Origin of the sequence: Nocardioides sp. CCNWLW239, assembly GCF_037137035.1 — a bacterium.
In the GTDB taxonomy this organism is placed as follows: domain Bacteria; phylum Actinomycetota; class Actinomycetes; order Propionibacteriales; family Nocardioidaceae; genus Nocardioides.
Genome location: NZ_JBBBNW010000001.1, coordinates 1,031,084 through 1,044,794, shown reverse-complemented (window position 1 = coordinate 1,044,794; position 13,711 = coordinate 1,031,084). Strand labels below are relative to the sequence as shown.

Below are 13,711 nucleotides of genomic sequence, written 5' to 3'. Positions count from 1 at the left end.
TCCGTGGAGCCCGACACCCCGCCGAAGTGGCCCACCGAGGAGCCCGACGAGGCCCGCGGGAAGCTGGTGGTCGTGCTGCCGCTGGTGCTCGCGCTCCTGGTGGGGGCAGCGGCAGCGGCGTACGCCCTGGGGTGGGTGCGCTATGCCCGCGGCAACGTCGCGCCGACCCCGCCGCCGGAGCCGCTGAGCATCGCTGCGGTCAGCCCGGCGGCGGTCGCCGGCGAGCAGACGAAGGCGCCCGGAAAACCCGATCAGGCCGCGCTGGAGCAGGTCATGCGGGAGATGGTCGGCGACAAGCGCCTCGGCAAGCACCTCAAGGCGGCGATCGCACCGCTCGAGGGTGCCCCGTTGGTCACTCACGGCACCGGAGCGGCGACCCCGGCCAGCGTCACCAAGGTGCTGACCAGCGTGGCGGTGCTGGAGGCGTACGGCCCGGAGCGCCGGTTCGAGACCAGCACGACGCTCCAGGGGAGCACGGTCACTCTCGTCGGGGGAGGTGATGCATCTCTCACCAGCAGCGACCTCGACACGCTCGCCGCCGAGACGGCCCGAGAGCTCGGCAGCGTCAAGACGGTGCGGCTCGCCTACGACGACAGCCTCTTCGCCGGCCCGATGCTGAACCCGACCTGGCGGCGTACCTATCTGGGGGAGGAGGTCGGTGGGATCACGGCGCTCCTGGTCGACCACGGCGGCTCGCAGGCGACCGGCTACAGCATGGACCCCTCGCTGCAGGCCGCCGTCCAGTTCAAGAAGGCCCTGGCCAAGCACGGGATCGCGGTCGCGGGCAAGCCGGCCAGGGGAAAGAAGGCAGGCACCCAGCTCGCCGTGCACCAGGGCGACACCCTGCGCGAGATCGTCGAGTTCACGCTGGAATACAGCGACAACCAGCTCGCCGAGGTGCTCGCCCGGCATGTCGGGGTCGCGGACGGTACGTCGACGTTCGACGGCTCCACCGCCGCGATCACGGCGACGCTGAAGGGGCTCGACATCGACACCGCGGGACTCGTCCTCCGCGACGGTTCCGGACTCTCCCGACAGAACCGGATCCCTCCGACGCTCCTGGTGAGCACGCTCCAGACCGCCGCCAGCCCCGACCGCCCCGAGCTCGCCCCGGCGATGACCGGCCTCCCGGTCGCCGGCTGGATCGGCTCGCTCTCGCGCCGGTTCAACTTCGACGCCGAGCCGGGCCGCGGCCGCGTCCGGGCGAAGACCGGCACCCTGACCGGTGTCTCCGGGCTGTCCGGCGTCGCGATCGACGCTCGTGGCACGCCGTTCGTCGTCGTACTCATGGCCGATGGGTTCAAGCCCAAGGAGACCCTGGACGTACGCGATGCGCTCGACGATGCGATGACCTCGGTCGCGACGTGTCGATGCTCGGCATAGGACCGCACGCATAGGTCGAGTCGGCTACGGTCGTACGCATGACCCATCGTGCTGAGGACCCCCGGCCGGCCGGAGCGACCATGGTCGATTGGGACCTGGCCGTACGCCTCGGCGCGAAGGTCGCCGGGGACGGTCCGATCGTCTCCCGCGACGAGGCCAGGCAGGCTGTCGAGGAGTTGCGCGCGGACGCCGCGAAGGCGACCGAGTTCGTGCGCGCCTTCACCGGCCTGGACGCGCCCCGCGACACCGCTCCGGTCCTGGTGGTCGACAGGCGGGGCTGGATCCAGGCCAACGCCGACACGTTCGCCAACGTGATCTCGCCGGTGGTCGACCGGATCACGGCGAAGCGCCCTCCGGGAGTTCTCACCCAGGCGGTCGGCTCCAAGATCAGCGCGGCCGAGGTCGGTGGTCTGCTCGGCTTCATGTCCTCGAAGATCCTCGGCCAGTTCGACCCGTTCTTCGAGCCCTCGGGCCGGCTGCTGCTGGTCGCGCCCAACGCCGTCCACGTCGAGCGCGAGCTGGGTCTGGACCCGACCGACTTCCGGCTGTGGGTCTGCCTGCACGAGGAGACCCACCGGGTCCAGTTCACCGCGAGCCCGTGGATGCGCGACCACCTCTTCGCCCAGATCGAGGGCCTCTCCGACGCGATGGACCCGGCCTCGCTCTTCGACGGTGGGCTGCAGCGTGTCACCGAGGCACTCAAGGGCGACGGCAGCATCGTGGACGCGTTCGCCAAGCCGGAGCAGAAGGAGATCATCGACCGGGTCACCGGGATGATGTCGCTGCTCGAGGGCCACGCCGACGTGGTCATGGACGACGTCGGCCCGGGGGTGATCCCGAGCGTCACCACGATCCGCAAGGCGTTCAACAAGCGCCGTCAGGGCATCGGCGTGCTCGACCGGGTGCTGCGCCGACTCCTCGGTCTGGAGGCCAAGATGGCGCAGTACCGCGACGGCGCGAAGTTCGTACGCCACGTGGTCGACCGGGTCGGCATGGAGGAGTTCAACGCCGTCTTCGCCGGTCCTGACAACCTGCCGTCGAAGGCCGAGATCGTCGACCCGGACGCCTGGGTCGCTCGGGTTCTGACGGCGTAGCGAAGTCGGGTGGATGTTCGTCTGGGTACGCAGCCGAACCATCACTTCCCGTGCGGAACTCCGCTAGGGATGTGACGGTTGGTCTGCATACCTAGACGAACATCCACCCCGTTACGCTGACCCCGTGAGCCTGCACCCCTCCGTCGCGGCCGTACGCCGCCCCGTGCGGCGGGCGCTGGCGGAGCTGGAGCCCGGGGAGAAGGTGATCGTCGCCTGCTCCGGAGGAGCGGACTCCCTCGCGCTGGCGAGCGCCGCGGTCTTCGAGGGCCACAAGCTCGGTCTGCACATCATCGGTGCGACCGTCGACCACGGGCTGCAGGACGGCAGCGCAGAGCAGGCCGCGAAGGTCATCGGGCAGCTGGCTGGGATGGGCGTGGACGAGACCGTGACCGCGACGGTCGAGGTGAAGGCCGACGGTGACGGTCCCGAGGCCGCGGCGCGACAGGCCCGCTATGCGGTCCTCGACCAGCTCGCCGAGAGTCTCGGTGCGAGCACGATCCTGCTCGGCCACACCCGCGACGACCAGGCCGAGACCGTGCTGCTCGGGCTGACCAGAGGCTCCGGCGCCCGCAGCCTCTCCGGGATGCGCGCACGCTTCGACCGCTATCGACGGCCCCTGCTCACCACGACCAGGATCGACACCGAGACCGCCTGCCAGGTCGAAGGGCTCGACGTCTGGCAGGACCCGCACAACCGCGACTTCGCCTACACCCGCGCCCGCATCCGTCACCGGGTCCTCCCGACGCTCGAGGAGGATCTCGGCCCGGGAGTGGCGGAGGCCCTGGCCCGCACCGCGGAGCAGCTCCGCGAGGACGCCGACTTCATCGACGACATCGCGGAGGCGATGCACCGCGATCTCGGCGGGACCCTCCCGGTCGAGACCCTCGCGCAGTACCCGGCCGCCGTCCGCACACGGGTCCTCCGGATCGCGGCGCTCGAGGCCGGCAGCCCGCCCGCCGAGCTCACGCGCGAGCACGTCAAGGAGATCGACCGGCTGATCACCGATTGGCGCGGCCAGCGCTGGATCGACCTGCCGGGGCACCTGCGGGCGAAGCGTACGAACTCGGCGATCACCTTCGACGATGTACGCAGCGAATCGGGACCGTTCGACACCAGCAATTAGAGTGGCGGGCATGGACACCGAGTACGTCGGCGACGACCTCGTGAAGACCCTGTTCACCCACGACGAGATCCAGGCGAAGGTCGAAGAGCTGGCCCGCCGGATCGAGAAGGACTACGAGGGCGAGGAGCTCCTGATCGTCGGCGTCCTGCGCGGCGCGGTGATGATCATGGCCGATCTGGCCCGCGCCCTGAACCGTCACGTCGAGATGGACTGGATGGCGGTCTCCTCCTATGGCTCCGGCACGAAGTCGTCCGGCGTGGTGCGGATCCTGAAGGACCTCGACACCGACGTCACCGGCAAGCACGTGCTGGTGGTCGACGAGATCATCGACTCCGGCCTGACCCTGACCTGGCTGACTTCCAACCTCACCAGCCGCGGCCCGGCGAGCATCGAGATCGCCACCCTGCTGCGCAAGCCCGAGGCGGTCAGCATGCCGGTCGAGGTGAAGTACGTCGGTTGGGACATCCCCGACGAGTTCGTGGTCGGCTACGGCCTCGACTTCAACGAGCGATACCGCAACCTCCGCGACATCTCGACCCTCGCTCCGCACGTCTACAGCTGAGGCCGTCGACCGCCTGCTGTTACGCCGACAGCGGAACCGGACAGATGGGGCGGGCACGATTTGGCGTGTACCGTCGTTCTAAATGACGTGTATGCCCACCTGCGTGCACGTCTGACCCCGTAACGGTTGAAAGAAGCCTGTGAAGCGCATATTCAAAGGTCCCTGGCTGTGGATCATCGTGGCAGTGCTCGGAGTGATCCTGGCGCTGCAGTACCTGGCCCCCCGCAACGGTGGCGACGAGATCACCACGAGTCAGCTGACGTCGTACATCCAGGACGACAAGGTCAAGGAGATCACGTTCGTCGACGGCGACCAGGAGATCAAGGCGACCCTGGTCAAGGGCACCCGTGAGGGCGGCTCCGAGGTCACGACCTCCTGGGTCGACGGTGACCAGGAAGCGCTCATCGAGATGGTGCGCAAGACCCAGGCCGAGGGTGACAACCTCGAGAAGTTCAACTCCGAGGTGGCCAAGCCCTCCGTCCTCGGTTCGATCCTGAGCTTCCTGCTTCCGTTCGTGCTGATCATCGTGCTGTTCCTGTTCCTGATGAACTCGGTCCAGGGCGGTGGCGGTCGCGGGGTCATGCAGTTCGCCAAGTCCAAGGCGAAGCTGATCACCAAGGACATGCCGAAGACGACGTTCGCCGACGTCGCCGGTGCTGACGAGGCGGTCGAGGAGCTCCAGGAGATCAAGGAGTTCCTGCAGGAGCCGGCGAAGTTCCAGGCCGTCGGCGCCAAGATCCCCAAGGGTGTGCTGCTCTACGGCCAGCCCGGCACCGGTAAGACCCTGCTCGCGCGTGCCGTCGCGGGCGAGGCCGGCGTGCCGTTCTACTCGATCTCCGGCTCGGACTTCGTCGAGATGTTCGTCGGTGTCGGTGCGAGCCGCGTCCGCGACCTGTTCGAGCAGGCCAAGGAGAACGCGCCCGCCATCGTCTTCATCGACGAGATCGACGCCGTCGGCCGCCACCGCGGCGCCGGCATGGGCGGTGGCCACGACGAGCGCGAGCAGACGCTCAACCAGCTGCTCGTGGAGATGGACGGCTTCGACGTACGCGGCGGGGTCATCCTGATCGCGGCCACCAACCGTCCCGACGTGCTCGACCCGGCGCTGCTGCGCCCGGGCCGCTTCGACCGCCAGATCCAGGTGGACGCTCCCGACCTCGCCGGTCGCGAGAAGATCCTGCAGGTCCACGCCCGGGGCAAGCCGCTGGCCGGTGACATCGACCTCGACTCGGTCGCCCGCCGGACCCCGGGCTTCTCCGGTGCCGACCTGGCCAACGTGCTCAACGAGGCCGCGCTGCTGACCGCTCGCAGCGACCAGAAGCTGATCACCAACAAGGCGCTGGACGAGGCGATCGACCGCGTCATCGCCGGCCCGCAGAAGCGCACCCGCCTGATGAGCGAGACCGAGAAGCTCATCACCGCCTACCACGAGGGCGGCCACGCGCTGGTCGCCGCGGCCCTTCCGGGCCCCGACGTGGTCCAGAAGATCACGATCCTGCCGCGCGGCAAGGCGCTGGGCTACAACCTGGTCATGCCCGACGACGACCAATACAGCCAGACCCGCTCGTCGATGCTCAACAAGCTCTCCTACATGCTCGGTGGCCGTGCCGCGGAGGAGCTCATCTTCCACGACCCGACCACGGGTGCCGGCAACGACATCGAGAAGGCGACCAACCTCGCCCGTGCGATGGTCACCCAGTTCGGTATGACCGAGCGCCTGGGTGCGATCAAGCTCGGCGAGTCCAACGGTGAGCCGTTCCTGGGGCGCGACATCGGCCACCAGCGCAACTACTCCGAGGAGGTCGCGGCCATCGTCGATGACGAGACCAAGAAGCTCCTCGCGACCGCTCACCAGGAGGCCTTCGACATCCTCGAGGAGAACCGGGACGTCCTCGACAACCTGGTCCTGCAGCTCCTCGAGAAGGAGACGCTCTCCAAGCACGAGGTCGCCGAGATCTTCGAGCCGCTGCGTCGCCGCGACCCGCGTCCGGCCTGGACCGGTTCCGACACCCGCCGCCCCTCCGACCGCCCGGCGGTCGAGATCCCGCAGTGGATCGTGGAGCGCGACAAGGAGAACCTCGCCAAGGCGATCCGTGCCGCCGGTCGGCAGTCGGGCACCGGCAGCCAGTCCGGAAACGCAACCAACGGGCTCGAGCCGGCCGAGCCGGCCGAGGCCGGTTCGCCAGAGGGCACCCCGCCCGCCTGATACTGAGCACATGTCTGAGACCTTCGACGATGTAGCGCCCGTCCACGTCCCCGAGCGGGACGTGGCGGACGTTCCGCCCTTCGACCAGAAGCGGGCCGAGGCGGCCGTGCGTGAGCTGCTCTTCGCGATCGGGGAGGATCCCGATCGTGAAGGGCTGCTCGAGACTCCTGCCCGGGTCGCCCGGGCCTACCAGGAGGTCACCCGGGGGTTGCACCAGACGCCCCAGGACGTGCTCACCACGACCTTCGACCTCGGCCACGACGAGATGGTCCTGGTCCGCGACATCGAGCTGTGGTCGATGTGCGAGCACCACCTGGTCCCGTTCACGGGTGTCGCCCATGTCGGCTACATCCCGGCGGAGTCCGGCAAGATCACCGGTCTGTCGAAGCTGGCTCGGCTGGTGGACGTCTACGCCAAGCGACCCCAGGTCCAGGAGCGACTCACCACCCAGGTGGCCGACGCGCTCACCGACATCCTCGACGCCCGCGGCGTCATCGTGGTGATCGAGGCCGAGCACCTGTGCATGACGATGCGTGGGGTCAAGAAGGCCGGCGCCCGCACGATCACCAGCGCCGTCCGTGGCACGATGCGCTCCAACGCCACCACCCGGGCCGAGGCGATGGCCCTGATCCGGGGCGGGACTCGCTAGCGACAACCCCTGGCGTTCACCTTCTGTTGGCGTAGCGTTGGCCCCTGGCCAGCCGGTCCGCCCGGCTCATCGATGGGGCTTCGGGAGGCTCGATGCCGACAGTTGAAGGTGCTCGGAAGCGGTTGGTACGGGCAGCCAGGGAGCTCGCCGGCCTCCCGGCCGACGGAGCGGAGCCCGATCGCGAGCACGTGACCGGGGTGGTGGAGGTCGTGCTGCCTCGCCAGCTCGTCGGCTGGGTCTCCGTGCCGGCGGACGCGCCCCCGACGCGGGTCGACCTCTATGTCGGCAGGGTCAGGCTGTCCTCGACGTACGCCAACCCGGATGTGCCGATGGTCGGGGTCAGCCATCAGGTGGGTCGCGACAGAGGATGGACGTTCCCCCGCGTCAAAGGATCGGTCCCTGGGCCACGCGGCGACAACCGCCACAGCCGGGAGCAGGTGCGTTCCTTCGCGTTCCGCATCGGCGGGATCTGGGACTACGCACGCCGTGGCACCAAGGTCTCGGTGCGTGTCGGAGAGCAGTGGCTTCCGATCAGCGGGCACGGCATGTGGGTGAGCCCGTCTCGAAGGGGCGAGCTGACGCCGACGGACCTCGAGGCTCGGCTGGCCGAGGGCTGGGTGCTCTCCCAGATGGGTGATGTGCAGCTCTCCAAGCGTCACGACCGGCAGTGGCAGGCCGACGTCATCGGTATCTACGACCGGGTCCGGGCGATCTTCGCCGAGACCTTCGGCTACGACCTGTTCGTGGTCTACGGGACATTGCTGGGAGCCGTACGCGAGGGCGGTTTCATCGCCCACGACGCCGACTTCGACGCTGCCTACATCTCGCGGGAGGGTGACGGCGCTGCTGCGTCCGAGGAGCTCACCGCGATCGGCATCGCGCTGATCGAGGCGGGGTTCAAGGTCCACTGCATGGTCGCCTGCCTGCATGTCATCGACCCGGCCGATCCGGAGAATCGGATCGACATCTTCCACACCTACTTCGATGGTGCCGAGCCGCGCCGCTGGCGGCTGCCGTTCGGCATCGCGGGCACGTCCACCCTCACCTCCGCGGACTGGCGGGGCACGGAGGAGGTCGCGCTGGGCGCCCACCGGGTGCTCGCCCCGGTCGCAGGCGAGGAGGTCGTACGCCATCTCTACGGCGACGACTGGCGGCTGCCGAAGCCAGGGTTCAACTGGTCCCTGGAGCGCACCGACGCGGCGACGGAGGGCGCTTTCACCCCGGAGCAGCGGTCGCGGATCTACTGGTCCGACTTCTACGCCCGCCACGGCTACCAGGCCGGCTCGTCGTTCTCCGAGTTCATGCTCGCGTTTCCCGGTTCGCCTCATGACGTCGTCGACATCGGCTGCGGCGACGGCCGTGATGCCTGTGCGTTCGCCGCGGCCGGCCATCAGGTGACCGGTGTCGACCAGGCGGTCGTCGGGATCGAGCACGCCGCCAAGCGTGCCGCCGAGCTGGGTCTGCCCGTGTCGTTCGCCACCTGCGACGTCGCCGATCGCGACCAGCTGGGCGCCGTGCTCCGCTCGGCGCGCGACGGCGAGGCTCCGATGACCTTCTATCTCCGCTTCCTGCTGCACGCGATCAGCGAGGACGCCCAGACCATGCTGCTTGACACGATCGAGGAGTGCGCCCGTCCTGGTGACCTGTTCGCGGCGGAGTTCCGCACCGACCAGGACGCGGCCCAGGTCAAGGTCCACGGCAAGCACTTCCGGCGCTTCCAGAGCGCTGCGGCCTTCCGCGCCGACCTCGAGGACGTGCGCGGCTGGCGGATCGAGCACTTCGAGGAGGGCTCGGGCCTGTCGCCGTACCAGGACGAGGATCCCGTCCTCGCGCGGGTCGTCGCACGTCGCTGACGAGAAGATCTTCCCGGAGTTTACCCTTGGGATACCTGCAGATGTATGCGATGTTGTTGCGACGTCATTCAGGTAAACAATCATCAGAGGGTTGTGCAGCGTGGGAATCCGTCATGCCGTAGCAGAGTCACTGGAGCGAGCCATCGGGCCTGAGCGGACGCAGAAGCTGCGTTCGACCGAGGCAAGTGCGCGACAGAAGCTGATCGACGCTCTCGACCTCGAGCACGACCGTGTCTCGCGCAAGCAGGCCGGCGCCGAGCGGAGAGCAGCGGTCAAGCGGGCGGTCCAGGAGGAGCGGAAGGCGGCCGCCCGGAGAAAGGCAGCGAAACCCAAGCCGACCCGCGAGGAGCTGATCGAGGCGCACGGTGCCTCGCGTGAGGGCATCTCGCACCCCGGCAAGGGTGCTCTGCCCTGGGCCTCGCCCGACCCGTCGGCCGACTTCCCGAAGCCGACGGTCACCAAGCACGAACTCCTCGCCTCCCTGCACGCGGCCCTCCAGCCGAGGACCTACTTCGAGATCGGCGTGGACCGAGGCCAGAGCATGACGCTCTCGCGGACGAAATCGATCGGCGTCGACCCGGCCTTCCGGATCGACCGCGAGATCAGCTGCGACGTACGCATCGTGAAGGACACCAGCGACCACTTCTTCGAGACCACCGACCTCTTCGACACCCACTTCGACGGGGTGCCCGTGGACCTGGCCTTCATCGACGGGATGCACCTGGCGGAGTTCGCGCTGCGCGACTTCATGAACACCGAGAAGAAGATGGCGCCCACGGGCGTGATCGCGCTCGACGACATCCTCCCGCGGAACTCGCTGGAGGCGTTCCGGCAGCGGCGCACCGAGGCCTGGGCGGGCGACGTCTACAAGGTGCACGAGGTGCTGGCGAGATACCGGCCCGACCTCACGCTGATCCCGGTCAACACGACGCTGACCGGCAGCTACCTGGTCGTCGGCCTCGACCCGACCTCGACGGTGCTCGACGACAACTACGAGCAGATCGAGGCCGAGATCACCGGTGCCGATCCCCAGGCCGTGCCGCAGGAATGGCTGGAGCGGCGTACGGCGGTGGATCCGGTGACGCTGCTCGACCACGAGGTGTGGAAGCGGCTCTCTGTGCTCCGCGAGAGCGGGTCGGCCGGCTCGGATCTCTCCGAGCTGTGGAGCGACCTGCGAGGCCTGCCCTCGATCTACGAACCCACCGGCGTCGTCAGATGACCGAGGTGATGGGCGGGTTGCGCCCCCGTCGCCGCATCGACGCTCTCCGCCGGCGATTCGCGGGCCAGGGCGAGGAGCCGGAGCCGGTGGTGCCGGCGGAGCGGCCGGCCTTCCAACGGTTGCTGGTCGATGTCGTCGGAACGCACCTCGCCGACCGGCCGGCGCCGCTCACCGTCATCATCAGCGACCGGGACCGGAGCCAGGTCGAGGCCTGGGTGCAGGAGCTGAGGCCCGAGGCGAGGATCCATCGACTGCAGCCGGGGGACCAGGTGGTGCCGGAGACGCTGGCGCTGGGTCACCCGGACCTGATCATCGACGAGGGGGAGGACGGCCATCGGCTACGGCGCATGCGAGGCCATCTCATGCTGCTGTGCCCGGGTGGTGTCGCGATGGCACGGCTCCCGCGACCCGGTCGACGTCGTGTCGACGCCGCTGCGGAGCAGAAGGCGATCGCCGATCTCGCCATGGATGCCACGACCGGGGTCTTCGACAAGGGCGCGGGCCTGGGTAAGGCGCCGAAGAAGGACCGCGAGTACGCCGCGCGGGTCGCAGCGGAGTTCAGGGCCGCTCACGGCCACTACCTCGTCGTACGCCGCGCGAAGCCCGACCTGATCGCGGTCAGGGTTCGCGAGGAGTGGTCGGAGACCCTCGTCGCCGCCCGCGGTATCGGCACGGTGAGGACCTTCTCGGAGCCGACGACCTTCGCGTCGCGCGGCTCGGTGACGGTCAGCGAGTCCGACTTCCGCGGCCCGTTCGCCACGAGCTGGGACGTCCCGGCGATGTTCGTTCGCACCTACGACGACGTCGTGTCCGCCCCGGGCCAGGTCGTCCACCGAGACGACCTGATCCTGCCCGAGTCGTTCCGGCACCCACCGAAGGAGCGGATGGGCCACGACACGATGGCTGTCATCGCCCAGGACTTCGGTGACCCGACGGTGCCGTCGGCCTACACCGAACCGAGCGACGGCCCGGTGCCCGTGCTCGAGGGTGCCTACTTCCACCTGGACAACGAGTTCCGCGGCCACTTCGGTCACCTGCTCACCGAGTCCGTCTCCCGGCTGTGGGCCTGGCCCGAGGCCAAGGCCCAGAACCCGGATCTCAAGGTGCTGCTCCACCCGAACAGCAGGCCGCTGGCCGACTACGAGCTGGCGGTCTATGAGGCTGCGGGCGTCGCTCGGGAGGACGTGGTGCTCGTGCCGCACCCGGTTCGGGTCGAGCGGCTCATCGGCGCCACGCAGATGTTCTGCAACCCGTACTACGTGCATCCCGGCATCGGCGACATCTGGCGCCAGGTCGGTGACCGGCTCGCGGAGCAGGCGACAGACGACGAGGCCCGTCCTCGGCGGATCTTCATCGGTCGCCGGATCGAGAAGCGCCCCTGCCGGAACGCCGCCGAGGTCGAGGCGTTCTTCGAGGGGCTGGGCTTCACGGTCGTCTTTCCCGAGGACTACTCGCTCGGCGACCAGGTCCGACTGTTCCGCGAGGCGGAGGTCATCGCCGGCTATGCCGGTAGCGGCCTCTTCACCGCCATGTTCGTGTCCGAGCCGAAGACCATGCTGATCGTGACCTCGGAGTCCTATTCCGGCGAGAACGAGATCCTCATCGGGGGCGTCCTGGGCCACGACATCCATGTCGGCTTCGCCACCAGCGAGGGAAAGCGGCGCGGCACCGGCTGGGCGGGCGGCTCCTATCATGCGCCGTTCACGCTCGACCTGGGACGTACCGGTGAGTTCTTCCGGAACGCTGTCGAAGGACGCTGACACCTCGGCGGAGACCGCCGGTCGCTAGGGTTTCGATATGCAGGTCATGGGGGTCGTCAACGTCACGCCGGACTCGTTCAGCGACGGCGGACGGTTCGTAGCGACCGATGACGCGGTGGCTCACGGCCACGAGCTGCTGGCCCAGGGGGCCGACATGCTCGACATCGGCGGTGAGTCGACCCGTCCGGGAGCGACCCGGCCGCTGGTGGCCGAGGAGCTGGCCCGAGTGGTTCCGGTGATCGAGACGCTGGCCCAGGAGGGGGCGACCCTCTCGGTCGACACGATGCGTCCCGAGGTCGCGGAGGCTGCGCTGCGCGCCGGGGCCAGGATCATCAACGACGTGTCGGGCGGTCTTGCCGATCCGGGGATCCTGGAGGTCGCGGCCGACCACGAGGCGACGTACGTCGTGATGCACTGGCGCGCGCACGGTGCGGAGATGCAGCACGAGGACCATCTCGTCTACGCCCACGGCGTGGTCGCCACGGTCAAGGAGGAGCTCGAGCAGCGGATCGAGGCAGCCCGCGCGGCGGGGATCCAGGACGACAACATCGTGGTGGACCCCGGGCTCGGCTTCTCCAAGACCGCCGAGGACAACTGGCGGCTGCTGGCGGGGGTGGAGGAGTTCCACAAGCTCGGCTTCCCGGTGCTGGTCGGGGCCAGCCGCAAGACCTTCCTCGGTCGGCTGCTCGCCTCCCCCGACGGCACCCTGCGCCCGGTGACCGAACGTGAGAGTGCTCACGATGCGATCACGGTGTTCCTGGCGCAACGCGGTGTCTGGGCCACGCGTGTACACGACGTACGTGCTGCCAAGGACGCCCTCGCGGTGGCGCAGAAGCTGGAGATGACCGGACGGAGCGAGGAGACGATTCGATGAACATCACAGAACCTGCGGACGAAATCCAGATCCTCGGTCTGGAGTGCTTCGGCCATCACGGGGTGTTCGACTTCGAGCGCCGCGAGGGGCAGAAGTTCATCATCGACCTGGTCATCGGCACCGACTCCCGCACGGCCGCGGCAACGGACGACTTGCAAGACACCGTGGATTACGGAAGTCTCGCAATGGCGGTCAAAACTAGTGTTGAGCGCGACCCGGTGGACCTCATCGAAACGCTTGCCCAGCGGATCGCGGACATTTGCCTTGCAGACATCCGCGTCCTTTGGGTACGTGTTACGGTTCACAAACCGGGGGCGCCTATCGAAGCGACGTTCAAAGACGTCACCCTGACGATCACCCGGAGGCAGAGCACGTGACAGAGGTACCCAACCCGTACATCATCGACGCCGACACGCTCACCGGGGAGATGCGGCCGATCCGACGGGCGGTGCTGTCGTTGGGCTCCAATCTCGGGGACCGGTTGGCAAATCTGCAGGACGCGTTGAACACTCTCGCCGAGACCCCGGACGTCTGGGTGACCACGGTCTCGCCGGTCTACGAGACCGAGCCGGTCGACTCCCCTGAGGGTGCTGATCTCTACCTCAACGCGATCGTCCTCGCCGACACCACGCTCACCCCGGCGCGCCTGCTCGACCGCGCGCTCACCATCGAGGACGCCTACGGGCGCTCGCGCAGCGGCATCTTCAACGAGCCGCGCACGCTCGACATCGATCTGGTCTCGGTCGGCGACAAGATCCTCGAGGAGGAGTCGCTGACGCTGCCGCACCCGCGTGCGCACCAGCGGGCCTTCGTGCTCAAGCCGTGGCTGGACCTGGAGCCGAGCGCGGACCTGCCGGGCGTGGGCCCGATCGCCGAGCTGCTGGAGCAGTCCGACCAGACCGGCATCACCCGCCGCGACGATCTCGTCCTCGAACTCTGAGCCGGACCTGAGCACACCACCCGAGGATCCCGAGCAGGGTCCGGAGAA

Annotated in this window: 12 protein-coding genes; all 12 read left to right on the top strand. The window is 68.6% G+C overall.

The genetic code is table 11. The features are described from left to right. Positions 1 to 3 precede the first annotated feature (3 nt). The 12 genes from dacB to folK all read left to right on the top strand — a co-directional run bounded on the left by dacB (position 4) and on the right by folK (position 13,663). Complete coding sequence (gene dacB, locus WBG06_RS05025) at positions 4 to 1,383, top strand: D-alanyl-D-alanine carboxypeptidase/D-alanyl-D-alanine endopeptidase (RefSeq protein WP_336735425.1); 1,380 nt, start codon at positions 4 to 6, stop codon at positions 1,381 to 1,383. Positions 1,384 to 1,421: 38 nt separating this feature from the next. Then, positions 1,422 to 2,477 carry a zinc-dependent metalloprotease gene (locus tag WBG06_RS05020; RefSeq protein ID WP_336735424.1) on the top strand — a complete coding sequence of 352 codons (1,056 nt, stop codon included), beginning with the start codon at positions 1,422 to 1,424 and terminating at the stop codon, positions 2,475 to 2,477. A gap of 124 nt (positions 2,478 to 2,601) precedes the next feature. Then, positions 2,602 to 3,600, top strand: coding sequence for a tRNA lysidine(34) synthetase TilS (gene tilS, locus WBG06_RS05015; protein WP_336735423.1), 999 nt, complete (start codon positions 2,602 to 2,604; stop codon positions 3,598 to 3,600). 10 nt (positions 3,601 to 3,610) lie between these two features. After that, positions 3,611 to 4,162: a hypoxanthine phosphoribosyltransferase gene (hpt, locus tag WBG06_RS05010; RefSeq protein ID WP_336735422.1), complete on the top strand. Its 552-nt coding sequence runs from the start codon at positions 3,611 to 3,613 to the stop codon at positions 4,160 to 4,162. A gap of 139 nt (positions 4,163 to 4,301) precedes the next feature. After that, positions 4,302 to 6,368 (top strand): ATP-dependent zinc metalloprotease FtsH, encoded by a 2,067-nt coding sequence (ftsH, locus tag WBG06_RS05005; RefSeq protein ID WP_336735421.1) that lies wholly within the window; start codon positions 4,302 to 4,304, stop codon positions 6,366 to 6,368. A 10-nt stretch (positions 6,369 to 6,378) separates the two neighbouring features. Further along, a complete protein-coding gene (gene folE, locus WBG06_RS05000; protein ID WP_336735420.1) occupies positions 6,379 to 7,017 on the top strand; it encodes a GTP cyclohydrolase I FolE in 639 nt (212 codons plus the stop codon). A gap of 92 nt (positions 7,018 to 7,109) precedes the next feature. Then, the gene (locus WBG06_RS04995; protein ID WP_336735419.1) at positions 7,110 to 8,870 is read left to right on the top strand and encodes a class I SAM-dependent methyltransferase; all 1,761 of its coding nucleotides are present in this window, start codon (positions 7,110 to 7,112) and stop codon (positions 8,868 to 8,870) included. A 100-nt stretch (positions 8,871 to 8,970) separates the two neighbouring features. Then, positions 8,971 to 10,089, top strand: a complete 1,119-nt coding sequence (locus tag WBG06_RS04990; protein ID WP_336735418.1) for a class I SAM-dependent methyltransferase — start codon at positions 8,971 to 8,973, stop codon at positions 10,087 to 10,089. Continuing rightward, the gene (locus WBG06_RS04985) at positions 10,086 to 11,849 is read left to right on the top strand and encodes a glycosyltransferase family 61 protein (RefSeq protein ID WP_336735417.1); all 1,764 of its coding nucleotides are present in this window, start codon (positions 10,086 to 10,088) and stop codon (positions 11,847 to 11,849) included. Before WBG06_RS04990 ends, WBG06_RS04985 begins: the two co-directional genes overlap by 4 nt. Positions 11,850 to 11,886: 37 nt before the next feature. Continuing rightward, the gene (folP, locus tag WBG06_RS04980; protein WP_336735416.1) at positions 11,887 to 12,723 is read left to right on the top strand and encodes a dihydropteroate synthase; all 837 of its coding nucleotides are present in this window, start codon (positions 11,887 to 11,889) and stop codon (positions 12,721 to 12,723) included. Further along, positions 12,720 to 13,100 carry a dihydroneopterin aldolase gene (gene folB, locus WBG06_RS04975; RefSeq protein ID WP_336735415.1) on the top strand — a complete coding sequence of 127 codons (381 nt, stop codon included), beginning with the start codon at positions 12,720 to 12,722 and terminating at the stop codon, positions 13,098 to 13,100. Before folP ends, folB begins: the two co-directional genes overlap by 4 nt. Beyond that, positions 13,097 to 13,663: a 2-amino-4-hydroxy-6-hydroxymethyldihydropteridine diphosphokinase gene (gene folK, locus WBG06_RS04970; RefSeq protein ID WP_336735414.1), complete on the top strand. Its 567-nt coding sequence runs from the start codon at positions 13,097 to 13,099 to the stop codon at positions 13,661 to 13,663. The genes folB and folK overlap by 4 nt, the downstream gene beginning before the upstream one ends. Positions 13,664 to 13,711: the final 48 nt, after the last annotated feature.

Excerpts from the sequence above, each read along its gene's own strand:
- WBG06_RS05020 (WP_336735424.1), top strand. The coding sequence starts at position 1,422 with ATGACCCATCGTGCTGAGGACCCCCGGCCGGCCGGAGCGACCATGGTC.
- hpt (WP_336735422.1), top strand. The coding sequence starts at position 3,611 with ATGGACACCGAGTACGTCGGCGACGACCTCGTGAAGACCCTGTTCACC.
- folE (WP_336735420.1), top strand. The coding sequence starts at position 6,379 with ATGTCTGAGACCTTCGACGATGTAGCGCCCGTCCACGTCCCCGAGCGG.
- WBG06_RS04995 (WP_336735419.1), top strand. The coding sequence starts at position 7,110 with ATGCCGACAGTTGAAGGTGCTCGGAAGCGGTTGGTACGGGCAGCCAGG.
- WBG06_RS04985 (WP_336735417.1), top strand. The coding sequence starts at position 10,086 with ATGACCGAGGTGATGGGCGGGTTGCGCCCCCGTCGCCGCATCGACGCT.
- folP (WP_336735416.1), top strand. The coding sequence starts at position 11,887 with ATGCAGGTCATGGGGGTCGTCAACGTCACGCCGGACTCGTTCAGCGAC.
- folB (WP_336735415.1), top strand. The coding sequence starts at position 12,720 with ATGAACATCACAGAACCTGCGGACGAAATCCAGATCCTCGGTCTGGAG.